Below are 25956 nucleotides of genomic sequence, written 5' to 3' on the forward strand. Positions count from 1 at the left end.
CGCTCAGGCCGGCCGTACCAACCCCATGTCGTAGGCGAAGATCACCGCCTGGACCCGGTCCCGGGCGCCGATCTTCGCGAGGATGTGGCTGACGTGGGACTTGACCGTGGACTCGGCCAGGGAGAAGCGGTCGGCGATCTCGGCGTTGGACCAGCCCGTGGCGATGGCCGTCAGAACCTCGCGTTCGCGGACCGTGAGGGCGGTCAACTGGCGTTCCTGGGTGGGGGTGTGGCCCGGGAGGTGGGAGGAGAAGGCGTCGATCAGCTTGCGGGTCAGGCCGGGGGCGATGACCGCGTCGCCGGAGGCCACCGCCCGGATGCCCGCCGTCAGTTCGTCGGGGAGGGCGTCCTTGAGGAGGAAGCCGCTGGCTCCGGCGCGCAGGGCCGCGTAGGCGTATTCGTCCAGGTCGAAGGTGGTGAGGACCAGGACCCTCGATCGGCCGCCCGACTCCACGATCCGGCGGGTGGCCTCGATGCCGTCCATGCCGGGCATGCGGACGTCCATGAGTACGACGTCGGGGCGTAGTTCGGCGGTCATGCGGACCGCCTCGGCGCCGTGGGTGGCCTCGCCGACCACGGTGAGGTCGGGGTGCTGTTCCAGGAGCATGCTGAAGCCGAGGCGTTGCAGGGCCTGGTCGTCGACGATCAGGACAGTCGTCATGCGGGACGCTTCTCCGTGGGTGCGGTGTGTGGCGGGGGTGGCGTGGTGGTGGTCCGGAAGTGGGCGTCGACCGTCCAGCCGCCGTTGGTGTTCGGGCCCGCGGTGACGCTTCCCCCGTACAGGGCGGCCCGTTCGCGCATGCCCACCAGGCCGCGGCCCTCGTCCTGCGGGTCGGGGGAGTGCGGGGTGCGGGCGGGGCCGGTGTCCTCGACCGTGGCGTGTACGGACGTGTCGTCCGTGGTGAGGGTGACGTGGATCGTCGTGTCGGGCGCCGCGTGCTTGAGGGTGTTCGTCAGGGACTCCTGGATCACGCGGTAGACGGCCAGTTGGAGGCCGGGGGCGAGACCGGTGAGGGCGCCCCGGGTGTGCAGGGTGACGGTGGGGCCGGCGCCGCGGACGCGTTCGAGGAGGGGGTCGAGGTCGGCGAGGCCCGGCTGGGGGGCGAGCGGGCGGCCGTCCTCGGTGTCGCGTTCCTCGCCGATGACGGCCAGGAGGCGGCGCAGTTCGGCCAGGGCGCCGCGGCCGCTGTCGGCGATGATGCGCAGGGTCTCGGCGCCCCGCTTCGGTTTCGCCTCCGTGAGACCGGCAGCGCCGCCCGCCAAGCCGACGATCACGGCGAGGGTGTGGCCGAGGATGTCGTGCATCTCCCGGGCGACACGGGCGCGTTCGGCTGCGGCGGCGAGGCGGGCCCGCTGGTCGCGCTCCACCTCCAGGCGGACGGCGCGTTCGTGCAGGGCCCGGATGTACGCGTTCATGACCCGGCCGACCAGGCCCGCCGCGGCGACCGCCATCACGAGGGCCGACTGCACGATCGCCAGCACCGGCGTCTGCAGGAACTGCTCGTTCGGCTGTTCGGCGCCGCGGACGACGACCGCCACGGTCGTCTGCGCGACGGCGATCCCCAGACAGATGGCCAGCTGGGCGGGCCTGACACTGCGGCCCACATTGAGCAGTGCCACGATCCGCGCGCTCTCCGCGCCCGTGTCGGCGTCCAGGCTGAGGGCCACCGCGGAGACGGCGGAGGTGAGGGCGAAGACCAGCACGGGGCGCTGCTGCCGCCACAGCAGTGGGACACAGAACGCGACGATCAGCACCACCACCGTCGGTACGGCGGCTCCGATGCCGTTCGCCGCGTTCCGCAGGGCCGGGAGACCGAGACCGGCGCAGAGCAGCGGCACCACCCAGCGCCTGAACCCCGGATGGTCCAGGTCCGCCTGCCTCGTGCGGATGAGCCACTTCATGACCGCGACGTCCGAGCCCCGGTTCGTCCCGTCCAGCAGGGTCTCGGGCGCGATGGAAGGAGCCGATGGCCCGGGCCCGGGAGCGGTTGGTGCGGTCACGTCCTGACGGCCTCTCGTTGTGCGGGGGCCGCCCGCCGGTCCCCGGGGGAGTGGGACCGACGGGCGGGGCCGGGTGGGCAGGGCCGGTGCGGGTGCCGCTGCCGTGCGGGCCGTACGCCCTGCTGGGATCGTACGGCCGACGGGCTCGGCCCTGACCGGTGCGGACAGCCGAGTCGCGGCAGCTGGGGGGCAGCCGGGCCGCGGGCGGTGACGACGGCCGAGCCGCGGGGGGCGGCGGCGACCGAGCCGCGGGCGGTGGCGACCGGCTCGGCTCCCACCGACGCGGGCGGCTGGGCCGCGACCCCTGCCGGGTGGGGCGGTCGGGCCCTCGCCCTTGCCGGTGGGGCGGTCGGGCCCTCGCCCTTGCCGGTGGGGCGATCGGGCCCTCGCCCTTGCCGGTGGGGCGGTCGGGCCCTCGCTTTTGCCTGCGCGGGCGGTCGGGCTCTCGCCCTTGCCTGCGCGGGCGGTTCAGCCCTTGCCGGTGTGGACCGGTTCGGGGAGTTCCTCGCCCTTGCCCCTGCCGCCGGTCCTGTCGGTGTCCTTCTCCAGCAGGTGCCGCAGCTTCTCGCCCTCGACGTCCACGTTGGGCAGTATCCGGTCCAGCCGGCGGGGCAGCGCCCAGGCGCGGCGGCCGAGGAGGGCCATGACCGCGGGGACGATGGTCATCCGTACGACGAAGGCGTCGAAGAACACGGCGGCGGCGAGGCCCAGGCCGATCGACTTGATCAGCGCGGTGTCGCTGAAGAGGAACCCGGCGAACACGGAGATCATGATGACCGCGGCGGCCGTGACGACGCGGGCCCCGTGCCGGAAACCGGCGACCACCGCTTCCCGCGGCTCGGCCCCGTGGACGTACTCCTCCCGCATCCGGGTGACGAGGAAGACCTGGTAGTCCATGGCGAGTCCGAACACCACGCCGACCATGAAGATCGGCAGCACGCTCACGATCGGGCCGGTCTGGTTGACGCCGAAGACGTCCGCGAGCCAGCCCCACTGGAAGACGGCGACGACGACACCGAGCGTGGCGAGGACGCTGAGCAGGAAGCCGGCGGCGGCCTTGAGCGGGACGAGGATCGAGCGGAACACCAGCATCAGCAGGATCAGCGCGAGGCCGACGACCACACACAGGTACGGGATCAGGGCGTCGTTCAGCTTGTCGGAGATGTCGATGTTGAGGGCGGTGGTGCCGGTGACCATCAGCTCGGCGCCGGTGTCGTCCTGCAGGGCGGCGCCCCGGTCGCGGATGTCGGACACGAGGCCGACCGTTTCCTCACTGGTGGGGGAGCTGCGCGGGACGGCACGGATCAGGGCCACATCGCCGGTCCCGTTGAACGAGGCGGGGCTCACGGAGGCGACGTCGGGCAGATCGCCGAGCAGGGTGACCGCGTCCTGGGCGGCGGCCTTGGGGTCGTCGCTGCCGCGGGCGTCCACGACCACGGTCAGCGGCCCGTTGTAGCCGGGCCCGAAGCCGTCGGTGATGGTGTCGTAGGCGATGCGCTGGGTGCTGCCGGGGGTGGCCGTCGCGTCGCCCGGCATGCCGAGTTGCAGCGACAGGGCCGGGACGGCGAGCAGGAGCAGGCCGGCCACCGAGGCTCCGAGCACCTTCACCGGGTTGCGCAGGACGAACCGCGCCCAGCGCACGCCCATCGGCTCGCGCCGGCCCTGCTCGACCGCCCGCATACGGCTCGTCTTGAGCTTCCCGGTCGAGATCTTCGTACCGGCGAAACCGAGCATCGCGGGCAGCAGGGTGAGCGCGATGACCACGGCGACGACGACCGCGAACGCGGCGCCGAGGCCGATGTCGGAGAGGATCTTGATGCCGATGACGCTGAGTCCGGCCAGTGCGATGACCACGGTCAGCCCGGCGAACACCACCGCCGATCCCGCGGTGCCCAGAGCACGTCCCGCGGCCTCCTCCGGCTCGTGACCCTCCTTCAGCTCGCCGCGGTAGCGCGACACGATGAACAGGGCGTAGTCGATGGCCACCGCGAGGCCCAGCATCAGCGCCAGCGTGCTGGTGCTGGAGCTCAGGTCGATGAACGAGCCCGCCACGGTGATCCCGCAGATCGCCGCGAGGACGCCGAAGAGCGCGGTCAGCAGCGGCAGTCCGGCCGCGACCAGCGAGCCGAAGGTGATGACCATCACCAGGGCGGCGATCACGATGCCGACCAGCTCGGCCGCGCTCTGGTGGGACTCCTCGTTGACGGCCGTCCCGCCCATGCTGACCGTGAGACCGGCTCGGTCGCCCTGTTCGGCGACGTGCTCCAGGTCGGCGCGGGCGGCGTCGGTGATGTCGGCCTGGGCGACCTTGTAGGTCACCTGGGCGTAGGCGACGGAGCCGTCCTTGCTGACGGTGCCGCCGGTGTAGGGGTCGGCGACGCTCGCCACCTGGGACGCCGACTTGAGGTCGGCGACGAGCGACTCGACCTCCGCCTTGTGCGCCGCGGACGTCAGCTTCTGCCCGTCGGGCGCCTCGAACACCACGCGTGCCGTGGCCCCGTCGGCCGACGCCTGCGGGAACTCCTTCTCCAGCAGGTCCAGCGCCTTCTGGGACTGGGTGCCGGGGATGGAGAAGGTGTCCGACGCACTCGTGGACACACCGGCCGCGCCTATGCCGACGGCGGCGAGGACCGCGATCCACAGCATCAGGACGAGCCGTCGTCGCCTGAACGAGAACCGGCCCAGCCGGTAGAGGAAGGTGGCCACGGATTACTCCCAGCAGAATCAGCGTCGGGACAACGAACAGGGCCTGTGCGACCCGTGTCCCACGCTAGGAAGGGAATCCCGGCCACCTGCGGCACCGGAGATGCGAAACGGCGGGGCGGGGTAGTACCGGGGTACTACTCCGTTCTCATCCCGAGGAATACACGCCTCGGCGCATGGCTAGCCGGCCGCTGGGGATCCCGGCCGCTCGGTCTCCCAGCCGGCCGCCGCCGCGATGCCGATGAGCAGCGGCCAGAGGGCGGCGCCCATCTCCTCCGGGCTGCCGGGGCAGTCGTGGCGCAGCCAGTCGACGACGCTGCCGAGCACGGCTCCCGCCACGAACGCGGCCGCCGGGTCGTGCGGGGTGCCGGTGGCATCCGCCGGGTTCTCAGGGGCCGGGCTCCGGCTGGTGTGGGCGGTCACCGTCATGCGCTGGAGCAGGTGGTTGATGACCCGCGCGCTGCCGTCGTCGCCGAGCAGGGCCCGGTAGAGGGGGGCGTGTTCGGCCACGTGCGCGAAGAGGTCCGGCAGGGGGTTGTCCGGGGGGCCGCCGTCGGGGGTGGCCGGCGGGACCGCCGCGGGGCTGGCCGCCACCAGCTCGTCGAAGACCGTCGTGCACGCGGCGGCGGCCAGGTCGTGCACGTCGGTGTAGTGCTCGTAGAACGTCGACCGGTTGACCCCCGCGCGCTTGGTGATGTCCGAGACCGAGATCTGGCTGAGGTCCCGCTCGGCGATCAGTTCGCGCAGGGCGGTCTCCAGGGCGGCGCGGGAACGGCGGGTGCGGGGATCCATGGGACGTTCGGGCATTGTGTGAGCGTATCCTTTCCGCCACTTGTCGGTTAACCGACATATGATGGATAGTGGCGGGGGTCCACGGAACGGAGCCGTCATGTCCTTTCTCGCCCGGCCGGCGACGGCCTCCCTGGCCGCCAGGGCGATGCAGCGTCTCACCGCCCTGGCGGACCGGCGTATCGCGTCCTCCCTGCTCGGCCGCTATCCCGAGTACCCGAGGAACACGCGCGAGCTGACCGTCCCGACCTCGGCCGGCCCGGCCCGCGCGGTCGTGTACCTGCCCGCCGCCACCATTGCGGACACGGACGCCGCCGCTCCCGGCTCGGCCCCGGACTCGGTCCCGCCCGTGCACGTCAACTTCCACGGCGGCGGCTACGTCCTGCCGCCGATAGAACTCGACGACCCCCTGTGCCGATTCCTCGCGGCGGAAGCGGGCGTCGCGGTGGTCAACGTGGACTACGTCGTCGCTCCCCAGCACCCGTTTCCCGCCCCGCCCCATCAGGCGTACGAGATCGTCCGTTGGGTCGCTGCGCACGGCGCGGAGCACGGCTGGGACGGGGACCGGCTCACGGTGGGCGGCCAGAGCGCCGGCGGTGGCCTCGCGGCGGCGGTGGCCCGCCAGGCCCTGGAGGACAGGGGCGACGCGGCCCCGTCGATCGCGCTCCAAGTCCTCCACTATCCGCCGCTGGACCTCGCGACCGACGCCCGCGACAAGCGCGCCGCCATCGCCAAGCCGGTGCTGCGCCCCTGGATGGCGGACGTCTTCGACTCCGCGTACGTGCCTGACCCACGCCGCCGCACCGACCCCCTGGTCTCGCCGGCCCATCCGTCGGACACCGCGGACCTCACGGGGATCGCCCCGGCCTTCGTCGTCACCGCTGAGTACGACCTCCTGCGCGCGGAGGGCGTCCGGTACGCCGGGCGGCTGCGCAGGGCCGGTGCGCTGCTCGACCACTACGACGTCCCCGGAGCCGACCACGGCTACGACCAGAAGGACGCCGAAACGGCCAGGGACGTGTACGCCCTGATCGCCGCGCACGTACGCCGGGCCACGACCCCCGGGCCCGGGAACACCCCGAGGGAGAACCAGCCATGAGCACCAGCACAGGCCTGTCGGGCAAGTCGGTCGTCGTCACCGGGGCCGGCTCCGGCATCGGCCGCGCCGCCGCCCTGCGCTTCGCGGCGGAGGGCGCCCGTGTCGTCCTCGCAGACCTCAACGCCGACGGCGCCAAGGAGGCCGCCGAGGAGATCGTCGCGGCGGGCGGCACCGCGGTCACCGTGGTCGGGGACCTCAGCGAGCAGGGGACCGTCGACCAGGTCGTCGCCACCGCCGTGGACACCTTCGGCGGCATCGACGTACTGGTCAACAACGCGGGAATCATGGACAGGATGTCCGCCGCGGGGGAGACGGACGACGACGAGTGGGAGCGCGTCCTGCGGATCAACCTCACCGCGCCGTTCCTGCTCACCCGCGCCGCGCTGCCGCACCTTCTCGCGAACGGCAAGGGCGCGATCGTGTTCACCGCCTCCGAGGCGTCCCTGCGCGGCAGCGCGGCCGGCGCCGCGTACACCGCCTCGAAGCACGGCGTCGCCGGTCTGACCAAGTCGCTCGCCGTGATGTACCGCGACAAGGGCGTACGGACCAACGCCATCGCCCCGGGCGGCACGGTGACGGGCATCCAGGTCCAGGCGGACAAGGATGCCCACGGTCCGTCCGTGATCATGGGCTACATGGGCAATGTCGGCCGTGCGGCGGACGCCGACGAGCAGGCGGCGGCCATCGTCTTCCTCGCCTCGGACGCCGCCAGCAACATCAACGGCGTCATCCTGCCGGTCGACAACGGCTGGGCCGCCGTCTGAGGCTCAGCCGAGCGGGGTGTCGCCGTCCCGCAGGGTCCTCAGAACGGGCTCGTACATACGGGACTTGATGGTGCCGAGGGTCGGACCGGCCTTGCCGACCTGGGCCCGGGCGAGTTCCACGGCGGTCGTGCGTACGGCGTCCTCGGGCACCGCGCGGTCGACGAGGGCGGCGGCGAGGGCGTCGCCGCCCCCGTAGCGGCGGGCCGTGGTCATGGCCTCGTGCGCGGTCTGCGGGGTCAGCCGGGACTGGATCAGCGCGGACATGCCCGGTGTGAAGGGGATGTTGATGTCGGCCTCGGGCAGACACCAGAAACCGCGGTCGGCGCGCATCACGCGGAAGTCGTGGGCCAGCGAGAACATCGCGCCGGCCGCGAAGGTGTGCCCCTGGAGGGCGGCCACCGTGATCATGGGCAGGGACAGCATCCGCGCGAACAGCTCCTGGACGCCGGCGACGTACTCCTGTTGCTGGTCGGCGTGCGCGAACAGCCAGTCCAGGTCGAGGCCGGTGGAGTAGAACTTGCCGGTCGCGGCGGTCACCAGGGCGCGCGGCCCCTCCGCCTTCTCGACCTCGTCCAGGGCGGAGCCGACCGAGGCGATCCAGTCGGGGTGGAAGCGGTTCTCGCCGTCCCCGAGGTCGAGTACGAAGACGTCGTCCTGGCGGTCGAGCATGGGCATGATGACTCCCTCGTGAGGTTACCTATCGGTAACTTATGCCCGCGAGGGTGAACGCGCAACGGTCTGCGAGGGGTAACGCGCAACGGTCCGTGAGGGGGAACGCGCAATGGTCCGCGCGTCACGCAGTGGCCGGTTTCGGTCTCCCGCTGTGGGAGCGCTTCCACGACAGTCATGACCATGCCATGCGACCGGCCCCGTCGCATGGTGTCGCTCCACCACGCCACCACTCCATCGCGGCCTCCCCACGGGCCGCGATCCGGAAGGGACGGACATGTCCGCCACTGGCAGCAGCAACACCGTGAGGAGACTGTCGCGTTCGGGGCTCGCAGTGCTCTTCGGAGCGCTCGTTTCCCTGCTCGCGACCCTGCTTCTCGGCGCCCCCGGGGCCTCGGCCCGCACGGAGCCGACGACATCCGGGGCGACGGCCCGCGCGGCCGCCCCCATCGCGGCACCGACCGCCGCCCCCGCCGCGGCGCCCACCGCCGCACTCACCGAGGTCACCGACTTCGGCACCAACCCCAGCAACCTGCAGATGTACCTGTACGTGCCGGACAGCGTCACCGCGAACCCCGCGGTCGTGGTGGCCGTCCACTACTGCACGGGTTCCGGCCCGGCGATGTACTCCGGAACCGAGTACGCCTCGCTCGCCGACCGCTACGGGTTCATCGTCGTCTACCCGTCGGTCACCCGCGCCAGCAAGTGCTTCGACGTCTCCTCGCCGCAGGCGCTGAGGCGGGGCGGCGGCAGCGACCCTGTCGGCATCAAGTCGATGGTCGACTGGGTGACGCGCACCTACTCCGCGGACACCGGCCGGATCTTCGCCACCGGCATCTCCTCCGGCGCGATGATGACGAACGTCCTGCTGGGCGACTACCCCGACGTGTTCGCGGCCGGCGCCGCCTTCTCGGGCGTACCGTTCGGCTGCTTCGCCACCACCGACGGCTCCGAGTGGAACAGCGCGTGCTCGGGCGGCACCGTGATCCGCACCCCGCAGGAGTGGGGCAACCTGGTCCGCACCGCCTACCCGGGCTACACCGGGCCCCGGCCGCGCATGCAGGTGTGGCACGGCACCGAGGACGACGTCCTGCGCTACCCCAACTTCGGGGAGGGGATCAAGCAGTGGACCAATGTGCTGGGTGCCGGCCAGACCCCGGCCGCCACGGACTCGCCCCAGTCCGGCTGGACCCGCACCCGGTACGGCTCCACCGGTGACCGGGCTCCCGTCGAGGCCATCAGCCTCCAGGGCGTCGGCCACAACCTGTACGCGTACGGCATGGCGGCCCGGGTGCTCACGTTCTTCGGCCTGGACAGCTCGGGCCCCGGGCCCGGGCCCCAGCCCGGCGCCTGCAAGGTGACCGTCACGACCAACGCGTGGAGTACGGGACTCACCGGCTCCGTGACGATCACCAACACCGGCACCGCCCGCATCGAGGGCTGGAAGCTCGCCTTCACCCTGCCGTCCGGGCAGACCATCACCAACGGCTGGGGCGCCACATACGCCCCGGCGAGCGGGGCGGTGACCGCCACCAACGCCACGTACAACGGCACGATCGCGCCGAACGCGAGCGTCGGCTATCAGGCGAATCACGGCGGTATCAGCGGGGCTCCGACCGCGTTCGCTCTCAACGGGACCGCCTGCTTGGTCAGTTGACGGAGCGTCAGTAGACAGTAGTTCGTGACGTTCCGTCACATCCTGGCGGCCGGAGGTGTGTCCTCGGCCGCCAGAAACCCCGTCCGCCGCTCCGGAGGAGTTCACCGTGCCCGCGAAGCCGTCCATGCCGAGAAGAGCCCCGTTCGCCCGCCTGATCACCCGCATGCTCACCCCTTTCGTCCTCGTCCTCGCCCTCGTCGTGACTGCCTCCGCACTGGTGGCCCTGGTCGCCCTGGTCGAGGAGACCCGGGCCACGGAAGGGGGCACCGGCCGTCCGGCGGTGTCGTCCGCCGCCCGGCACTGGGTCAACACCTGGACCGCGATGCCGCAGCTCACCGAGCCGGGCAATATGCCGCCCCCGCCGTTCTCCGAGGACCGTGCCGTCCTGGCCGACACGACGCTGCGGCAGACCGTGCGTGTCTCGACCGGGGGCGAGCGCCTGCGGCTGCGTTTCTCCAACGCCTTCGGCGACACCGCGCTGCCGCTCACGGCGGTGACCGTGGCGCTCCCGCTCGACGGACGGGCCGGGGTCGCCGCGATCGAGCCCGGCACCCTGCGGCGGGTGACGTTCGGCGGGCGCGGGTTCGCGACCGTGCCCGCCGGGGCCCAAGTCGTCTCGGACGCACTGGACTTCGGCCTCCGGCCGGGCTCCAACCTGACAGTCACCGCCTACCTGGCAGAGGGGCAGCCCTCCCTCGCGCTCACCTCGCACCCGGGATCACGCACCACCTCGTATCTCCAGAAGGCCGACCGGACAAGGGACTTGGACCTGCCGGAGGCGACTCCCGTCAACCACTGGTATCTGCTCAGCGATGTCGAGGTGCTCTCCGGGCGTGGCACGGCAGCCGTTGCCGTCCTGGGCGACTCCCTCACCGACGGCCGCGGTTCCACCACCAACGGGAACAATCGCTGGCCGGACCGTTTCCTGGACCGGCTGCACGCCCGGGCCGCGACCTCGGACGTCGCGGTCCTCAACCAGGCGGCCGGCGGCAACCGCGTCCTCAACGACGGACTCGGCCCCAATGTCCTGGCCCGCCTCGACCGTGACGTCCTGTCCCGCAGCGGCGTCTCCTGGCTGGTCGTCTTCGAGGGGGTCAACGACATCGGCACCGCCGCGGCCACCCCCGCCGCCCAGCGCAGCGTCACCGCCGAACTGATCGCAGCGTACGAGCAGATCGTGCTCCGCGCGCACGCCCAGGGCATCCGGGTGTACGGGGCCACGCTGACGCCGTTCGGCGGCAACGCCATGTACGACGACCCCGACGGGCACCGTGAGTCGGCCCGGCAGGCGGTCAACTCCTGGATCCGTACGAGCGGGAGGTTCGACGCGGTCGTCGACTTCGACCGTGCCGTCCGTGACCCGCGGGACCCGCGCCGGCTGCTGTCCGCCCTGCACGACGGGGACTGGCTGCACCTCAACCCGGAGGGCTACCGGGCGCTGGCCGCGGCCGTCCCGCTGCGGCTCTTCCAGCGGGCGCCCGCGAGGCTCGATGTCGGTTGACGGTTCAAGTGGAATGACCTACGGTCCAGCTTGAAGGTTCAAGTTAATGATGAGGCAAGTCAAGGTGCGTCAGGCTGGCCCCGTACGGAACGCGGCTCGAATCGGGCCGCCAATTCACCGCCTTCTTACCGGAGTTGAGAAATGACCGAACGTGCCGACCAGATCATCGGTGCTCTGCGCAGCGGACACGACTACCTCACCACCGTTGTGCACGGCCTTGCCGCCGCCGACCTCGACCGGCCCTCCGGGGCGTCGGAGTGGACCGTCGCCCAGGTGCTCAGCCACCTCGGCAGCGGCGCGGAGATAGGCCTGGCCGCCCTGGAGGGCGCGCTGAGCGGCACCGGGCCCAAGGACATGGACTTCAACAAGTCCGTGTGGGCGCGCTGGGACGCGATGTCCCCGGCCGAGCAGGCCGAGGGGTTCGTCAGCTCCAACGAGGCGCTGGTGCGCGCCTACGAGGACCTTGACGCGCAGACGCGCCAGGACCTGCGGATCGACCTCGGATTCCTGCCCGCACCCGTGGACGTGGCCACCGCCGCGGGCATGCGGCTCAGCGAGTTCGCCAACCACTCCTGGGATGTGGAGGTCGCCTTCGACCGGACCGTGGGCCTGGCGCGGGCGGCGACCGAGCCGCTCCTCGACCAGGTCGGCATGCTCATAGGCTTCGTCGGCAAGGCCGACGCCCTCGGCGGCCGGCACGTCCGCGTCGCCGTCCGCACCACGTCCCCCGAGCGCTCGTTCGGGCTGGACCTGGGCGACACGGTCGCGCTCACCGACGAACCGGCCGAGCCCGACGCCGTGCTCAGCACACCTGCCGAGTGGTGGCTGCGGCTCGTCACGGGCCGCCACGCGGCCGCGAACACGCCCAACGGTGTGGCCGTCACCGGGGACGGCCTGACTCTGGACGACCTGCGCCGGGTGTTTCCCGGCTTCTGACGGTACGTATGCCATGTGGTGAAGGGCTGTGGTCGAGGGGGTGCTCCCCGCGGCCACGGCCCTTCGCGGTTCCGTGGCCCTTCGGCGGGCCGCTACTCCGGCTTCTCGGCGCCGTGCCCCTCGGCTGCCGGGACCGGCGGTACCGGCAGCAGATCGTGCAGTTGCGCGTACCGCTGGGCGCAGGCCGTCCGGGCGATGGCCTCGGAGACGGCGTCGGCCAGGGGGCGCGAGGACTCGCTCAGCAGCCGCCGTGCCTTGTCCGTGAGTGTCACCTCGATGCCGCGCCGGTCGCCGCAGGCCGAGTTCTTGCTGATCAGCCCCGCGTGCTGCAGACAGGCGACCTGATAGGTCAGCCGCGTCTTCGGGCGCCCCAGCAGCTCCGCGATCCGGGTCATGCGCAGGCTGGCGCCGGGCTGGTCGGCCAGCAGGCACAGCACCAGGAACTCGTCGTGCGAGATCCCCATGGCGTCCTTGACCCGTGAGCGCAGCGACTGCTCGATCGCCCCGGCCGCGGCCAGCAGGCGCATCCAGGCCTTCAGCTCGGCAGGCAGCAGCCCGTCGTCGTCGGCCGGCAGCCCGTCTCCGCCCGTCGACAGCCCGTCTCCGCCCGTCGGCTCGCGTTCGGGCTGGTCGGCGAGTGCGGAGGAGTCGGCCATAGTCCCCAAGTCTACCTGTTGTTCAATTTTGGATAATCGACTAGCGTGGGGTCATCCAAATTTGGATTACTGAGTCGACCGTTCGAAACCGTCAGGAGAAGTCCCATGACCGTCGCCGTAGAAACCGGCCTGTGGCAGCTCGACCCCGCCCGCACCACCGTCGCCATCAAGCACAGGACGATGTGGGGCCTGGTCAACGTGAAGGGCGTCTTCGCCGGCGTCACCGGCGAGGGCGAGGTCCAGCCCGACGGCACCGCCCGCGGCACGATCACCCTGGACGCCGCGTCCCTGGACACCAAGAACCGCAAGCGCGACGAGCACCTGCACGGCAGCGACTTCTTCGACGCCGACCGGCACCCCTCCCTCGTCTTCGCCGTCCGCAACGCCACGGTCCGCCAGGACGACACCGTCGAGATATCCGGTCAGCTGACCGCCCGTGGCATCAGCCGCCCCCAGACCGTCACCGCCCGCGTCACCGGCGCGACCGCCTCCGCGGTCACGCTCACCGCGGAGTTCACCGTGGACCGGGAGCAGTTCGGCATGGGCTGGAACCAGATGGGCATGATCCGCGGCCTGACCACCGTCACGGCGACGCTCGCTTTCACGCGTACGTCCGCGTAGGCGACGCGGGCAACGCAGGCGACGCGGGCGGGGCCTGCGAGGGCTGGGGCGGGGCTTGCAGGGCGGGCCGATCACTTGAACCGTCACGTTAAAGTGGCGGCCATGGAGACCCCGCAGGAGCCTCGCCGGCTGACCGACGGCGAGAAGGAGGCCTGGCACGCGCTGGCCGGCGTGCTGGTCAGGCTGCCGGGCGCGCTCGACGCGCAACTGCAGCGCGACGCCGGGGTCAGCCACGTCGAGTACCAGGTGATGGCGATGCTCTCCGAGGCCCCGGAGCGCACGATGCGGATGAGCGAGGTCGCCGGCTACACGGGCACCTCGCTGTCCCGCCTCTCCCATCTGGTCAAGCGGCTGGAGAAGAGCGACTGGGTGCGCCGTACGCCCGATCCCGCCGACGGCCGCTACACCCTCGCCACCCTCACGGACGCGGGCCGGGACAAGGTCGTGGCGACGGCCCCCGGGCACGCGGAGGCCGTGAGCCGCTACGTCTTCGAACCGCTGACCCGGGCCCAGCAGCGGCAGTTGCGCGACATCGGCCGCCGCATCTGGGGGACCGTCGCACCGGACGACCACTGCCTGCCGCCGGGCTGATGCCCCCGAGCCGATGCCCCTGAGCTGATGCCTCCGTGGGGGCCCGCATCAGGCGACGGCGGTTCCTTCCAGCTCGACCAGCTGGCCGGGGATCGCAAGCCGTGTCACCCCGAGCATCGTGCTGGTCGGCGCCACCCCGGCGGCGCCCAACCGCCCCGCCAGCACGCCGTAGTGCTGGAAGAGCAGATCGACGTCGGTCGTGTAGACGTTGAGCCGGACGAGGTTTGCGAGAGACATGCCGGCCTCGCCGAGCACGGCCTCCAGGTTGCCGACGCTCAGCGCCAACTGCGCCGCCATGTCGCCCTCGTGCTGGGGCTTGCCGTCCTCGCTCATCGCGGTCTGGCCCGAGATGTACAGGGTCCGGGTGTGCCCGGAGACGACCTCGCCCTGGTTGAATCCCAGCTCCGCCGACCACGTCACCGGGTTGACCGCCGTTCGTTCCACTGCCACATCAGCTCCATTCGATTGATAGGGAGTACGTACGCCCTCGGCTCGGTGGCCGCGGGCTGATGACGAGCCTCGCAACAAATCACGACACCCTCAGTCATGTATTCGATAGCGTTCCCGTATGCGCGCCGACCGGCTGGTCTCCCTGGTGTTGCTGCTGCGCCGGCGCGGCCGGCTGACCGCGGACACGCTGGCCCGTGAGCTGGAGGTGTCCACCCGCACCGTGCTGCGCGACATCGAGGCTCTGTCCGCGGCCGGCGTCCCGGTCTACGCCGAACGCGGCAGGCACGGCGGCTTCGCGCTGATGCCCGGTTTCCGGACCGAGCTCACCGGACTGAACCACGACGAGGCCCTCGCCCTGCTGACCGCCGGATCGGGCCGAGGCGAGCAGGCGTTCGGCCTCGGCTCGGCGCTCGCCTCGGCCATGCGGAAGGTCGTCGACGCGCTGCCCGAAAGCCACCAGGCCGCGGCGAGCGACGCGGCCCAGCGGTTTCTCGTCGACCCGGAGACCGACCTGCTCTCACGCCGGCTGGTCACCGAGGACGTACCCGACACCACCATGATCGAGGTCCGGCGCGCGGTGCTCGCCGGACACAAGCTGCGTATTCACTACGCGGCGACGGGCCGGCCGCCCCAGTGGCGCACGGTTGACCCGATCGGCCTGGTCACCGCACGCGACCGGGCCTACTTGCTGGCCACGAGATCCGGCGAGGACCGCACCTACCGGCTGTCGCGAGTGCTGGCCGCCGAGGAACTCCCCGAACCGGCACAGCGACCGGACCGGGTCGATCTGGACCGGATCTGGCGGGAACGCTCCGCACGGTTTCTCTCCGGCAGCGACCACATCACCGTGCTGGTCCGGGTGAACCCGGAGCGGCGGGAGGACCTGCTGGACACCGCGCTGGCCGTCCGCGCGGAAGAGCCCGACGCGGACGGTTGGCTCCGGCTGGAGGTGACCTTCCAGGACTCCCGGCACGCCGAATGGGCGCTGTGGCAGCTCGGCATGGACGCCGAGGCCCTGGCCCCGCAGTCGTTGCGCACCACCCTGCGCGACCGGGCCGCCGCGATTGCCGCCCTCTACGGAGACTCGTCGTCCTGAGGCCGACGCTCCCCAACGACCGTACGGCGTAAGGCTTTTCCTGCGATTCCTGCGCTTCCCGCGTTTCCTCCGTGGAGCGTCACGGGTTCAGCGAGCGGTTCGTCACGCGCGCCAGGTGCGCGGCGAACACCTCGCGAGTGTCCGGTGTCAGCGTCCGCAGCGCCACCGCGGCCGTGATGATCACGTCGCACAGCTCGGCCTGGACGTCGTCCCAGGTGTGGGAGACGCCCTTGCGCGGGTTCTGACCGGTGGCGCCGATCACCGCCTCGGCGACCTCGCCGACCTCCTCCGAGAGCTTCAACATCCGCAGGAGCAGGGCCTCTTGGGGCGGACGGGCCGGCTGGGAGCTCGCCAGCCGGTCCTGGATGCGGTCGATGGACTCCCAGAGATCGTCGTCGCTCATGACGATCAGCCTGTCACGAGCCGGGGCGCGTCGGGGCGGGTGCCCATGGCCGTCCCTGTGCTCAGTGGTCGTGCTCAGTGGTCCCAGGTCCCAACCGGTCCTAGGCGCTGTACGACATGCTGTCCTCGCCGAACAACTCCCCCTGCTCGCCCTCCTTCTCGCTCCGTAGCCGCTTGTTGCGGAGCCCCACCACGGCCAGCGTCGCGGCCGCCGTGCCCGCGAGGGCGAACGGCACCATCCAGCCGCGGTCGACCGCGTGGCCGAGGGCGTGGTCCAAGGAGAGCCGGCCGGGGCCCGCGACGGCGAGGCCCGCCGCCGCGAGGCCAAGGGACGCGGCGTGTTCGTAGCCGCCGCTCTCGTTGAAGAAGCCGTTCGGGGCATGCACCGCCGACGCGCCCGCCATCGCCCCGGCCGCGGCGGCGCCGGCCGCCGGGGTCGCGAGGCCCAGTGCGAGGAGCGTGCCGCCGCCCGCCTCCGCCAGGCCCGACGCGGCCGCGCTCGCCCGGCCGGGCGCGTACCCCACGGACTCCATGAACCGGCCGGTCCCGGAGAGCCCGCCCCCGCCGAACCAGCCGAAGAGCTTCTGCGTCCCGTGCGCCGCGAGCACCCCGCCCGTGCCGAGGCGGAGCAGCAGCAGTCCCAGGTCGCGTCGGTCGAAAGAGGTCACGGTGCTCGTCACTCCTCGGATGTCCCGGCTGGTGTCCCGGTCGGCGTCCCAGTCGGCCGTTCTCATGCGAACGGCTCCTTCTGTCTCGTACGCCGCCTGCCCACCGTCGCACCGAACGGCCGCCCGGGTCCTCGCCCGCGCCGCCGTTCGGGTGGCGGGGGCGGCCGGGCGGTGTGAGTCTGACGTCCATGACGATTCAGGTAGCCAAGCTGAGCAACCCGGCCGTCCGGGATTTCGTCAGCGCCGTGAACGCCCATGACCGGGACGCCTTCCGGGCCGCCCTCACGCCCGACGCGACGATGTCCGACGACGGCTCGGACCGCGACCTCGACGAGTGGACCGAGCGGGAGATCTTCGACTCCCACGGCCATATGGAGGTCGACAACGAGTCGGACGGCGGCCTCGCCCTCCTCGCCCGCTACAGCAACGACGCCTGGGGCGAGATGCGGACGCGCTGGAGCTTCACCGTCGACGGCGGCGGCAGGATCTCCCGCTTCGAGACCGGCCAGGCGTAACGCCGGGCTCTCGCCCGGATTGGTGGGCAGCCGTTCCGTGGCCCGGGTCGCAATCCCGCGGTCCCACGCGGAATCCCCCCACCCGAGCCGCCGGAACGGCTGCCGCCTCCCCCCAGAGGTGTGGCACGGAAGCCCTGTGCTCCAAGTGTGAAGTTCTGGTGGAGGAGTGTCGAGCATAGGCCCGTAACCGGCCGAGATACCGCGGAGGTATCTCCTCCGTTTGTGCAGATTAGGTCGCGGCCCCGCGCCCCTTCAGGGGCGCGGGGAACTGCGCGACCAGCCACAGTCGGCCCGCACCTTCCCGACGGCCGGCGGCAGCCTACCCCCGCCCCACAAACGGCATCGCGCTAGCGAGAACCGTAGCGAACTGCACATTCGCCTCAAGCGGCAACGCCGCCATATGCCGCACCGTACGAGCCACGTCCGCCACATCCATCACCGGCTCGGGCGCCACCTCCCCGTTCGCCTGCAGCGCCCCCGTCTGCATCCGCTCGGTCATGTCCGTCGCCGCGTTGCCGATGTCGATCTGCCCGCAGGCGATCCGGTAGGGCCGCCCGTCCAGCGACAGCGACTTCGTGAGACCGGTCAGCGCGTGCTTGGTGGCCGTGTACGCGGCCGACTGCGGGCGGGGCGTGTGCGCCGAGATCGAGCCGTTGTTGATGATCCGGCCGCCCTGCGGATCCTGCTCCTTCATCTGCCGGTACGCCGCCTGCGCGCACAGGAACGCCCCGTCGAGGTTGGTGCCGACCACGTGCCGCCATGCCTCGTACGGCAGTTCCTCGAACGGCACTCCGCCCGGGCCGAACGTGCCCGCGTTGTTGAAGAGGAGGTCGAGCCGCCCGAAGCGGTCCCGCACGGCGGCGAAGAGCGCGGCCACCTCGTCGGGCCGCGAGACATCGGTGCGCACACACAGGGACGTGCTGTCTTTCGCGGCCGGCTGCCCTTGGCGTGCCGTCTCCGCGAGCGCCGCCGTCTCCTCCAGGCGCTCCGCGCGGCGGCCCGCGAGCGCCACCGACCAGCCGGTGCGCAGCAGTTCCACGGCCACGGCCCGGCCGATCCCCGAGCCCGCTCCTGTCACGATCGCGATCTTCGTTCCCATGGCGTTCATGGCCCAGCAGCGTACGTGAGGGTGTACGAGGTTCCGCCATACGGAACTCATCTGTCCGACATCTGACTGTTGTGTACGCGACAGTCCGGCGTCGACCCTGACCACTCCAATGCCTTGTACAACAACAGTCAGGGGAGGGCCAGATGACACCCGCAGGCCACCAGCACCCGTCGCAGCACGCCCCCGAACTCCGCGCCGCCGCCCGTCACCTCGGACGCCGCCGTTTCCTCACCGTCACCGGCGCGGCCGCCGCGCTCGCCTTCGCCACCAACCTGCCGACCGCGGGCGTGGCGGGAGCCGCGGAACTCGACGCGGCGAAGATCGCCGACAACCCCTTCACGCTCGGTGTCGCCTCCGGTGACCCGCAGGCCACCTCGGTCCTGCTCTGGACCCGGCTCGCGCCCAGCCCGTACCAGGCCGACTCCGGCCTGCCGTCGCAACGCGTCACCGTGCGCTGGGAGTTGGCCCGCGACGAACGCTTCCGGCAGATCGTCAGACGCGGTGCGGCCGTCGCCCACCCCGAGTTCCACCACACCGTGCACGTCGAGGTCGGCCACCTCGACTCCGACCGGGTCTTCTACTACCGCTTCCGCGTGGGCAGTTGGGTCAGCGAGACCGGCCGTACGCGCACCGCGCCCTCGTCCCGCTCGCGCGCCTCCGAACTGACGCTGGCCGCGGTCTCCTGCCAGGCGTACCACGACGGGTACTTCACCCCGTACGCCCATCTCGCCGAGGACGACGTCGACGTGGTCTTCCACCTCGGTGACTACCTGTACGAATACGCGGTCAACTCCGTCGGCGGCGTGCGCAATTACACCGACCGCGTGCTGCCCGGCGTCTTCAACCGGGAGACGATCACGCTGGAGGACTACCGGCTGCGGTACGCCCTCTACAAGTCCGACCCCGATCTGCGGGCCGCGCACGCCGCGCACCCCTTCGTCGTCACCTGGGACGACCACGAGACCGAGAACAACTACGCGGACGACATCCCCGAGAACGACGTACCGCCGGAGGAGTTCCTGCTGCGCCGCGCCGCCGCGTACCGCGCGTACTGGGAGAACCAGCCGCTGCGTCTCCCGCAGCGGCCCCAGGGTCCCGACATGCGGCTGTACCGCCGTCTGAACTGGGGCAAGCTCGCGCAGTTCGACATCCTCGACACCCGGCAGTACCGCACCAACCAGGCGAACGGCGACGGCTGGAAGACGCCCACCCCCGAGTCGGAGGCCGAATCGCAGACCCTGCCGGGGCTTGCCCAGGAGCGGTGGCTGACCGACGGCTGGAAACAGTCGAGCGCGCTGTGGAACGTCGTCCCGCAGCAGGTCGTCTTCGCCCGCCGCAACAACGCCGCCGCCGGCAACACCACCCTCAGCATGGACTCTTGGGACGGCTACCCCGCCTCGCGTCGGCGTCTCCTCGCGGGCGCCCAGGCCGCCGGTGTGGAGAACCTGATGGTGCTCACCGGCGACGTCCATGTGTCGTACGCCTTCGACATCAAGCGGGACTTCGCCGACCCGGGGTCGCGGATTCTGGGTACGGAGGTTGTCACCACGTCGGTCAGCAGTGGGCAGAACGGGGCCGCCCGGCCTGCCAACTGGGCGGGTTATCTTGCCGCCAACCCGCACATGAAGCACTACAACGGGCATCGTGGGTATGCGACGGTTCGCCTCGGGCGGGAGTCGGCCCGGGTGGACTTCAAGACGGTGGCTGCCGTGACCACGCCTGGGGCTGCGATCACGACCGCCGCGTCGTTTGTTACTGAGGTGGGGGATCAGGGGCTCAAACCGGCGTGACCTGCGGGTCGTTCGTGGCTGGTCGCGCAGTTCCCCGCGCCCCTGAAGGGGCGCCTCAGCTGAGCTCTGACGGGTAGTGGACGCCGACGCGGTTTCGTACCGCGTCGAGCGTTCGCATTACTGCCAGCGTGCCGTCGAGGGGGACCAGAGGGGACTCGGTCTCGCCGGTCTGGAGGCAGCGCATGACCTCGATGGCCTCGTGCTTGAGGCCGGCCTGGGTTCCGTCGGTCGCGCTCGCGGTGAACTCCTGCGGGTCGCGGCCGTCGCGGTGCAGTACGAAGCGGTCGGCGTGGAAGAAGCCGGACGGGATGTCGATACGGCCCTCGGAACCGGTGACCGAGGCGGAGGTCGACGTGCCGCCGACGAGAGAGCAGTGCAACGAAGCGAGAGCGCCGCTCTCCCAAGAGAGCAGCATTCCCGTCTGGAGATCGACGCTCTCGTCGGAGAGCACCGCTCTCGCCATCACCTCCGAGGGCTCCCCGAGCAGCAGGTGCGCGAACGACACCGGATAGACGCCCAGGTCGAGCAGCGCGCCACCGCCCTGCGCCGGATCGCGCAGCCGGTGAGTGGGCGGGAAAGGCCCCGAAAGGCCGAAGTCGGCCTGGACCGTGCGGACCTCACCGATCGCCCCCTCGTCGACCAGCGCCTTCAGCTGCCGGATCAGCGGGTTGCAGTACATCCACATGGCCTCCATCAGGAAGCTCCCGCGCTCCTTCGCGAGGCCGACCAACTCCTCCGCCTCACGCGAGTTCAGCGTGAACGCCTTCTCGCACAGCACGTTCCGGCCCGCCTCAAGACAGAGCCCGGCCGCCGCGCGGTGCGCCGAGTGCGGAGTCGCGACGTACACGACATCCACGTCCTCGTCCGCCGCGAGGCTCTCCCAGTCGCCGTACGCCCGGGGGATCCCGAACCGCTCCGCGAACGCCTTCGCCGACTCCTCGGTGCGCGACGCCACCGCGACCACCTCGGCGTCCGGCAGATCGATCAGATCCGCCGTGAACGCCCCGGCGATCCCACCGGTCGCCAGCACGCCCCACCGCACACGCTCTCCCGCCATCCCCAACCCCTCGTTCCGTGAGCACGATCACCCGATGTCCGACGACCCGAACCCGAACGTGGTCGACGACCCGAACATCGCCGACGACTCGAACGCGATGGTCTCGACCACCTGTACGAGCTGAGAGCATAGGTGGCGTATTCCACAAGCAGGGAGGGGCACATGTCCGAGCGTGGCCGCACCACGCGGGACCAGGACGGCCCGGAGGGGCACATACCGAGGGCGGCCGTCACCGACGCGGTCAGCGAAGAGACCGCGATCGCCGCCGCCGCGGCGCCGGTACCGCCACCGGAGGCCCGCCGTTCCGTGGGGCTGCTGGTCACCCTCGTCCTCGGCGGCCTCACCGCCGTACCGCCGCTGTCCATCGACATGTACCTCCCGGCGCTCCCCGAGGTCACCGACGCGCTCCACGCGTCCGCGGCCACCGTGCAGCTGACCCTCACCGCGTGCCTCGCCGGCATGGCCCTCGGGCAGCTGGTCGTCGGCCCGATGAGCGACAAGTGGGGGCGCAGACGGCCGCTGATCGTCGGACTGCTCCTCTACGTCGTCGCCACCGCCGTGTGCGCGTTCGCGCCCACCATCGAACTCCTCGTCGCCTTCCGGCTCCTCCAGGGCCTCGCGGGCGCCGCCGGGATCGTGATCGCCCGGGCCGTCGTACGCGACCTCTACGACGGCGTCGACATGGCCCGCTTCTTCTCCACACTCATGCTGATCTCCGGGGTCGCGCCGATCATCGCCCCGCTCATCGGCGGACAGGTGCTGCGGATCACCGACTGGCGGGGCGTCTTCTACATCCTGACCGCCGTCGGGATCGTGCTGACCGTCGTGGTCTGGCGGATGCTGCCGGAGACCCTCGCGCCCGAGCACCGCCACAGCGGCGGCACCGTCGAGGCGCTGCGCACCATGCGCGGTCTGCTCGCCGACCGTGTCTTCACCGGCTACATGCTCACCGGCGGCTTCGCCTTCGCGGCGCTCTTCGCGTACATCTCCGCCTCGCCGTTCGTGATCCAGGAGATCTACGGCGCCTCCCCGCAGACGTACAGCATCCTCTTCGGCGTCAACTCCATCGGCCTCGTGGCCGTCGGCCAGATCAACGGCAAACTGCTCGTCGGCCGGGTCAGCCTCGACAAGGTCCTCGCGGTCGGCCTCGCGATCATCACCACCGCCTCGGCCGCGCTGCTGCTGATGGCGAGCGGGGTCTTCGGCGAGGTCGGCCTCGTCCCGATCGCCGTCGGCCTGTTCGTCCTCATGTCCGCGATGACCCTGTGCATGCCCAACACCAACGCGCTCGCCCTCATGCGCACCCGGCACGCCGCGGGCTCCGCGTCCGCGCTGCTCGGCACCTCCTCCTTCCTCGTCGGCGCGCTCGCCACACCCCTCGTGGGCATCGCCGGGGAGCACACCGCCGTCCCGATGGCCGTCGTCCAGTTGGCGTGTTCACTGGTCGCCGTCGGCTGCTTCGTGGGACTGTGCCGTCCCTGGCGGAGACAGGCGGACGCGAAGGGTGGGGGTTCCCCCGCTCGAGCGCAGCCGAGAGTGGGGGAGGAGAGCTGAGCGCACCGAGACTGCGCCTCGGCACACCGGAACGTGCCGGGCTCGACCCCGACGAACTCGACCGTCTCGTACGGGAGTTCCGGCGGCTCACCGACGGGGACCGGCCCTGGGCCCCGGGCGCCGTACTGGTCGCCGGACGCGGGCCCGTGATCGCCGTCGAGGAGGCGGCGGGCTGGGCGGTGCGGTACTCCGCGTACGACGAGGTCACCGGCGCGGGCGTCGAGCTGCCCCGCGAGGCCCGCGTCCCGATGACCGCGGACACCCCCTTCGACCTGGCCTCGCTCACGAAGCTCTTCACGAGCGTGGCCGCCGTGCAGCAGCTGGAGCGCGGCACGCTCGGCATCGACGCGCGGGTCGGGGCGTACCTTCCGGACTTCACCGCGGCCGCCGAGTACGGCATCACCGTGCGGCATCTGCTCACCCACACCTCCGGGCTGCGGCCCGAACTCCCGCTGTACGACTGCCGGGACGACAGGGCACGGCTCGCCCTGCTGCGCGCCGAGGAACCGCTGACCGCGCCCGGCGGCGCGTACGCCTACTCGGACCTCAACATGCTGCTCCTCCAGTACGTCCTCGAACGGATCACCCGTCGCCGGCTGAACGTCCTCGTCCGGGACGGCATCACCCGGCCGCTCGGAATGACGGCCACCGGGTTCGGACCCCGCCCGGGCGCGGCCGCCACCGAGGACCAGCGGCGGCCATGGGCCAAGGCGGACCGGGGGATGCTGCGGGGCGAGGTCCACGACGAGAACGCCTGGGCGCTGGGCGGCATCGCGGGCCACGCGGGCCTCTTCTCGACGGCGGGCGACCTGGCGGTCCTGTGCCGGGCGCTGCTGGCGGGCGGCTCGTACGGCACCGCCCGCATCCTCGGCCCCGACTACGTCGAGCTCCTCCTCTCCCCGCCCGGCCTCGGCTTCGCCCTCGACCAGCCCTGGTTCATGGGCGAGCTGGCCGGCCACGGCGCCGCGGGCCACACGGGCTTCACGGGTACGTCGCTGGTCCTGGACCCGTCGACGGACACGTTCCTGGTGCTCCTGGCGAACACGGTCCACCCACGCCGCCGGCCCCCGGACAGCGGCCCCCGAGCGGCAGCGGCGACACGACTGGCACGGGCGGTACGGGGGGCGTGAGCGGTGCGCTGATTTGTGAGCGGTGCTCTGATATGCGGCCGGTGCTCTGGTTTGTGACCGGTGCTCTCGATCGTTGGCGCTGTGCCGATGTGTGAGCGGTGCTTCCGGCGGCCGGTCCGGTGGCCGCCGCCGAGCATGGCGTGAGCGGTGCTCTCGTCGGAGAGCACCGCTCACCCGGCTCACACCCGCACCCCTCGTAGAATTCCCCCGTGACCGCCCCCGTTTCCCCAGCCGAGACCCTGCGCGCGGCCCTGGCGGGGCTGCTCGACGGGCTGCCGACGAAGGCGGCCGCGCAGGCCGTCGAGCGGCTGATCGTGAACTACCGGGGGACCACCCCGACCGACGCCCCGATTCTGCGCGACCGCGCGGACGTGGCCGCGTACGCCGCGTACCGCATGCCCGCGACCTTCGAGGCCGTACGCGCCGCCCTGGACGCCTTCGCGGACGTCGTGCCCGAGTGGGCGCCGGGCAGCCATGTGGACGTGGGCGGCGGGACGGGTGCGGCGACCTGGGCCGTCAGCGCCACCTGGCCCGAGGAGCGGCCGGTGACCGTACTCGACTGGGCCGAACCCGCGCTCGCCCTCGGCCGTGAACTCGCCTCGCGGAACCCGCTGTTGAAGTCCGCCGAGTGGCACCGCTCTCGTATCGGAGCGGCGCTCACCATCGAGAGCACTGATCTCGTCACGGTGTCGTACGTCCTCGGCGAGCTCACCGAGCAGGCCCGCACCGAAGTCGTGGACGCCGCCGCGGCCGCCGCCCGGGCCGTCGTGATCATCGAACCCGGCACACCGGACGGCTACACCCGAGTCATCGAGGCCCGCGACCGCCTGATCGGCGCCGGCTTCCACATCGCCGCTCCCTGTCCGCACAGCGCCGCCTGCCCGATCGTCCCCGGCGAGGACTGGTGCCACTTCTCGGCCCGGGTCAGCCGTTCCTCGCTGCACCGGAAGGTCAAGGGCGGCTCACTGGCGTACGAGGACGAGAAGTTCAGCTATGTCGCCGCCACCCGCTTCCCGGTGGCCCCGGCCGCCTCCCGGGTCGTACGGCGGCCGCAGATCCGCAAGGGGCAGGTGCTCCTCGACCTGTGCGAGACCGAGGAGCAGCTGCGCCGCTCGACCGTGACGAAGCGCCACGGCCTCCTCTACAAGGCGGCCCGCGACGCGGACTGGGGCGACGCCTGGCCGCCCCCGTCCTCCGCCCCGGATGAGGGCGAGAGCTCAGACGCGTAGCTCCTGCGTGCAGCACTTCACGCTGCCGCCGCCCTTGAGGAGTTCGCTCAGGTCCATGCCGATCGGCTCGTACCCCCGTTCCCTGAGCGGGTCGAAGAGGCCGGTCGCGGACTGCGGAAGCAGCACGTGCAGACCGTCGGAGACGGCGTTCAGGCCGAGCGCCGCCGCGTCGTCGTCGCCCGCGAGGAGCGCGTCCGGGAAGAGCCGGCGCAGCACCTCGCGGCTGCCGGGGGAGAAGGCCGGCGGGTGGTACATGACCTGGTCCGTCGTGTCGTCGAGTACGGCGAGGGCCGTGTCCAGGTGGTAGTAGCGGGGGTCGACCAGGTCGAGTCCGATCACCGGCCGCCCGAAGATCTCCTGCGCCTCGCCGTGCGAGAGGGGGCTGGCCCGGAAGCCGCGTCCGGCCAGTACGTAGGAGGCGGTGACGGCGAAGTCGCCCTCGCCCTCGTTGATGTGGACCGGTTCGTGGACCCGGTCGAAGCCGTTCGTGCGGAACCAGTCCAGGTGGGCCTCGGCTTCCGCCTCCCGCTCGCGGAAGGCGAAACGGGCGCCCAGGACCCGGCCGTCGACGACGGTCGCGCCGTTCGCCGCGAACACCATGTCGGGCAGGCCGCGAACCGGGGTGAGTTCCTCGACCGTGTGGCCGAGGGTGCGGTAGCGGTCTCGGAGGTCTTCCCACTGGGCGACGGCGAGGGGGACGTCGACGGGCTTGGCGGGGTCCATCCATGGGTTGATGGAGTAGGTGACCTCGAAGTGTGCAGGTGGGCACATCAGGTAGCGCCGGGGTGTGGCGCGGCGGGGAAGGTGCAAGGAGGGCTCCTTACGGGTTCTGCGGGTACCGCGGGGGCAGTTGGTGCCCATGGTGCGCCGCGAGCGGGCCTCCCGGCGGGAGCCGAACGGGTTGTTTTCGCCCCCGCCGCCCCTACCCATTCCCGTCCCTTGCTCAGGGGCTCCGCCCCCGAACCCCCGCT

Annotated in this window: 25 protein-coding genes; 13 read left to right on the plus strand and 12 right to left on the minus strand. The window is 71.6% G+C overall.

Features of this window, described 5'->3' with window-relative positions:
* Positions 1-3: 3 nt before the first annotated feature.
* The 4 genes from ACFWXQ_RS46310 to ACFWXQ_RS46325 all read right to left on the minus strand — a co-directional run bounded on the left by ACFWXQ_RS46310 (position 4) and on the right by ACFWXQ_RS46325 (position 5510).
* Positions 4-660, minus strand: a complete 657-nt coding sequence (locus tag ACFWXQ_RS46310; RefSeq protein ID WP_383943022.1) for a response regulator — start codon at positions 658-660, stop codon at positions 4-6.
* A complete protein-coding gene (locus tag ACFWXQ_RS46315; protein ID WP_383943025.1) occupies positions 657-2000 on the minus strand; it encodes a sensor histidine kinase in 1344 nt (447 codons plus the stop codon). Before ACFWXQ_RS46315 ends, ACFWXQ_RS46310 begins: the two co-directional genes overlap by 4 nt.
* A 468-nt stretch (positions 2001-2468) precedes the next feature.
* Positions 2469-4706, minus strand: a complete 2238-nt coding sequence (locus ACFWXQ_RS46320) for an MMPL family transporter (RefSeq protein ID WP_383943027.1) — start codon at positions 4704-4706, stop codon at positions 2469-2471.
* Positions 4707-4883: 177 nt separating this feature from the next.
* Positions 4884-5510 carry a TetR/AcrR family transcriptional regulator gene (locus ACFWXQ_RS46325; RefSeq protein ID WP_383943030.1) on the minus strand — a complete coding sequence of 209 codons (627 nt, stop codon included), beginning with the start codon at positions 5508-5510 and terminating at the stop codon, positions 4884-4886.
* 82 nt (positions 5511-5592) lie between these two features.
* Here ACFWXQ_RS46325 and ACFWXQ_RS46330 point away from each other — a divergent pair, with 82 nt between their 5' ends.
* Positions 5593-6591 carry an alpha/beta hydrolase fold domain-containing protein gene (locus ACFWXQ_RS46330; protein WP_383943033.1) on the plus strand — a complete coding sequence of 333 codons (999 nt, stop codon included), beginning with the start codon at positions 5593-5595 and terminating at the stop codon, positions 6589-6591.
* A complete protein-coding gene (locus ACFWXQ_RS46335) occupies positions 6588-7355 on the plus strand; it encodes an SDR family NAD(P)-dependent oxidoreductase (protein WP_383943036.1) in 768 nt (255 codons plus the stop codon). The genes ACFWXQ_RS46330 and ACFWXQ_RS46335 overlap by 4 nt, the downstream gene beginning before the upstream one ends.
* 3 nt (positions 7356-7358) lie before the next feature.
* On the opposite strand, the gene ACFWXQ_RS46340 is transcribed toward ACFWXQ_RS46335, so the two are convergent.
* Entirely contained in the window at positions 7359-8030 is a 672-nt protein-coding gene (locus ACFWXQ_RS46340) for an enoyl-CoA hydratase-related protein (protein WP_383943039.1), read from the minus strand.
* 271 nt (positions 8031-8301) lie between these two features.
* Between ACFWXQ_RS46340 and ACFWXQ_RS46345 the strand changes: the two genes are divergently transcribed.
* The 3 genes from ACFWXQ_RS46345 to ACFWXQ_RS46355 all read left to right on the plus strand — a co-directional run bounded on the left by ACFWXQ_RS46345 (position 8302) and on the right by ACFWXQ_RS46355 (position 12118).
* The gene (locus ACFWXQ_RS46345) at positions 8302-9681 is read left to right on the plus strand and encodes a PHB depolymerase family esterase (RefSeq protein ID WP_383943042.1); all 1380 of its coding nucleotides are present in this window, start codon (positions 8302-8304) and stop codon (positions 9679-9681) included.
* A 163-nt stretch (positions 9682-9844) separates the two neighbouring features.
* Positions 9845-11182: an SGNH/GDSL hydrolase family protein gene (locus tag ACFWXQ_RS46350; RefSeq protein WP_383943078.1), complete on the plus strand. Its 1338-nt coding sequence runs from the start codon at positions 9845-9847 to the stop codon at positions 11180-11182.
* A 141-nt stretch (positions 11183-11323) separates the two neighbouring features.
* Positions 11324-12118: a maleylpyruvate isomerase family mycothiol-dependent enzyme gene (locus ACFWXQ_RS46355; RefSeq protein WP_383943045.1), complete on the plus strand. Its 795-nt coding sequence runs from the start codon at positions 11324-11326 to the stop codon at positions 12116-12118.
* Positions 12119-12210: 92 nt separating this feature from the next.
* Here the strand turns inward: ACFWXQ_RS46355 and ACFWXQ_RS46360 are convergent, their stop codons facing one another.
* A complete protein-coding gene (locus ACFWXQ_RS46360) occupies positions 12211-12645 on the minus strand; it encodes a MarR family winged helix-turn-helix transcriptional regulator (RefSeq protein WP_383943081.1) in 435 nt (144 codons plus the stop codon).
* 234 nt (positions 12646-12879) lie between these two features.
* On the opposite strand from ACFWXQ_RS46360, the gene ACFWXQ_RS46365 reads away from it, so the two are divergent.
* Positions 12880-13395 (plus strand): YceI family protein, encoded by a 516-nt coding sequence (locus ACFWXQ_RS46365; RefSeq protein WP_383943048.1) that lies wholly within the window; start codon positions 12880-12882, stop codon positions 13393-13395.
* A 102-nt stretch (positions 13396-13497) separates the two neighbouring features.
* Positions 13498-13986, plus strand: coding sequence for a MarR family winged helix-turn-helix transcriptional regulator (locus tag ACFWXQ_RS46370; RefSeq protein ID WP_383943051.1), 489 nt, complete (start codon positions 13498-13500; stop codon positions 13984-13986).
* Positions 13987-14034: 48 nt separating this feature from the next.
* On the opposite strand, the gene ACFWXQ_RS46375 is transcribed toward ACFWXQ_RS46370, so the two are convergent.
* A complete protein-coding gene (locus ACFWXQ_RS46375; RefSeq protein ID WP_383943084.1) occupies positions 14035-14430 on the minus strand; it encodes a RidA family protein in 396 nt (131 codons plus the stop codon).
* A 124-nt stretch (positions 14431-14554) separates the two neighbouring features.
* Here ACFWXQ_RS46375 and ACFWXQ_RS46380 point away from each other — a divergent pair, with 124 nt between their 5' ends.
* Positions 14555-15532, plus strand: coding sequence for a helix-turn-helix transcriptional regulator (locus ACFWXQ_RS46380; protein ID WP_383943054.1), 978 nt, complete (start codon positions 14555-14557; stop codon positions 15530-15532).
* Positions 15533-15611: 79 nt separating this feature from the next.
* Here the strand turns inward: ACFWXQ_RS46380 and ACFWXQ_RS46385 are convergent, their stop codons facing one another.
* A complete protein-coding gene (locus ACFWXQ_RS46385; protein WP_383943056.1) occupies positions 15612-15935 on the minus strand; it encodes a MazG-like family protein in 324 nt (107 codons plus the stop codon).
* A gap of 100 nt (positions 15936-16035) precedes the next feature.
* A complete protein-coding gene (locus tag ACFWXQ_RS46390; protein ID WP_386270366.1) occupies positions 16036-16602 on the minus strand; it encodes a DoxX family membrane protein in 567 nt (188 codons plus the stop codon).
* Positions 16603-16790: 188 nt separating this feature from the next.
* Here ACFWXQ_RS46390 and ACFWXQ_RS46395 point away from each other — a divergent pair, with 188 nt between their 5' ends.
* The gene (locus ACFWXQ_RS46395; RefSeq protein WP_383943058.1) at positions 16791-17117 is read left to right on the plus strand and encodes a nuclear transport factor 2 family protein; all 327 of its coding nucleotides are present in this window, start codon (positions 16791-16793) and stop codon (positions 17115-17117) included.
* Positions 17118-17436: 319 nt separating this feature from the next.
* Here ACFWXQ_RS46395 and ACFWXQ_RS46400 read toward each other — a convergent pair whose 3' ends face one another.
* The gene (locus ACFWXQ_RS46400) at positions 17437-18225 is read right to left on the minus strand and encodes an SDR family oxidoreductase (RefSeq protein WP_383943061.1); all 789 of its coding nucleotides are present in this window, start codon (positions 18223-18225) and stop codon (positions 17437-17439) included.
* Between the two features lie 143 nt (positions 18226-18368).
* Here ACFWXQ_RS46400 and ACFWXQ_RS46405 point away from each other — a divergent pair, with 143 nt between their 5' ends.
* Entirely contained in the window at positions 18369-20015 is a 1647-nt protein-coding gene (locus ACFWXQ_RS46405) for an alkaline phosphatase D family protein (protein ID WP_383943064.1), read from the plus strand.
* A gap of 55 nt (positions 20016-20070) precedes the next feature.
* On the opposite strand, the gene ACFWXQ_RS46410 is transcribed toward ACFWXQ_RS46405, so the two are convergent.
* Complete coding sequence (locus tag ACFWXQ_RS46410; protein WP_383943067.1) at positions 20071-21072, minus strand: Gfo/Idh/MocA family protein; 1002 nt, start codon at positions 21070-21072, stop codon at positions 20071-20073.
* A gap of 162 nt (positions 21073-21234) precedes the next feature.
* On the opposite strand from ACFWXQ_RS46410, the gene ACFWXQ_RS46415 reads away from it, so the two are divergent.
* From ACFWXQ_RS46415 to ACFWXQ_RS46425, 3 genes are all read left to right on the plus strand, one after another.
* Positions 21235-22626, plus strand: a complete 1392-nt coding sequence (locus tag ACFWXQ_RS46415; RefSeq protein WP_383943069.1) for a Bcr/CflA family multidrug efflux MFS transporter — start codon at positions 21235-21237, stop codon at positions 22624-22626.
* Positions 22551-23756, plus strand: a complete 1206-nt coding sequence (locus ACFWXQ_RS46420; RefSeq protein WP_383943090.1) for a serine hydrolase domain-containing protein — start codon at positions 22551-22553, stop codon at positions 23754-23756. Before ACFWXQ_RS46415 ends, ACFWXQ_RS46420 begins: the two co-directional genes overlap by 76 nt.
* 209 nt (positions 23757-23965) lie before the next feature.
* Complete coding sequence (locus ACFWXQ_RS46425) at positions 23966-24985, plus strand: small ribosomal subunit Rsm22 family protein (protein WP_383943072.1); 1020 nt, start codon at positions 23966-23968, stop codon at positions 24983-24985.
* Here the strand turns inward: ACFWXQ_RS46425 and ddaH are convergent.
* A complete protein-coding gene (ddaH, locus tag ACFWXQ_RS46430; RefSeq protein ID WP_383943075.1) occupies positions 24974-25795 on the minus strand; it encodes a dimethylargininase in 822 nt (273 codons plus the stop codon). The genes ACFWXQ_RS46425 and ddaH overlap by 12 nt on opposite strands.
* Positions 25796-25956: the final 161 nt, after the last annotated feature.

It is taken from the genome of Streptomyces sp. NPDC058697 (assembly GCF_042715345.1).
GTDB classification, from domain to species: Bacteria; Actinomycetota; Actinomycetes; order Streptomycetales; family Streptomycetaceae; genus Streptomyces; species Streptomyces liliifuscus.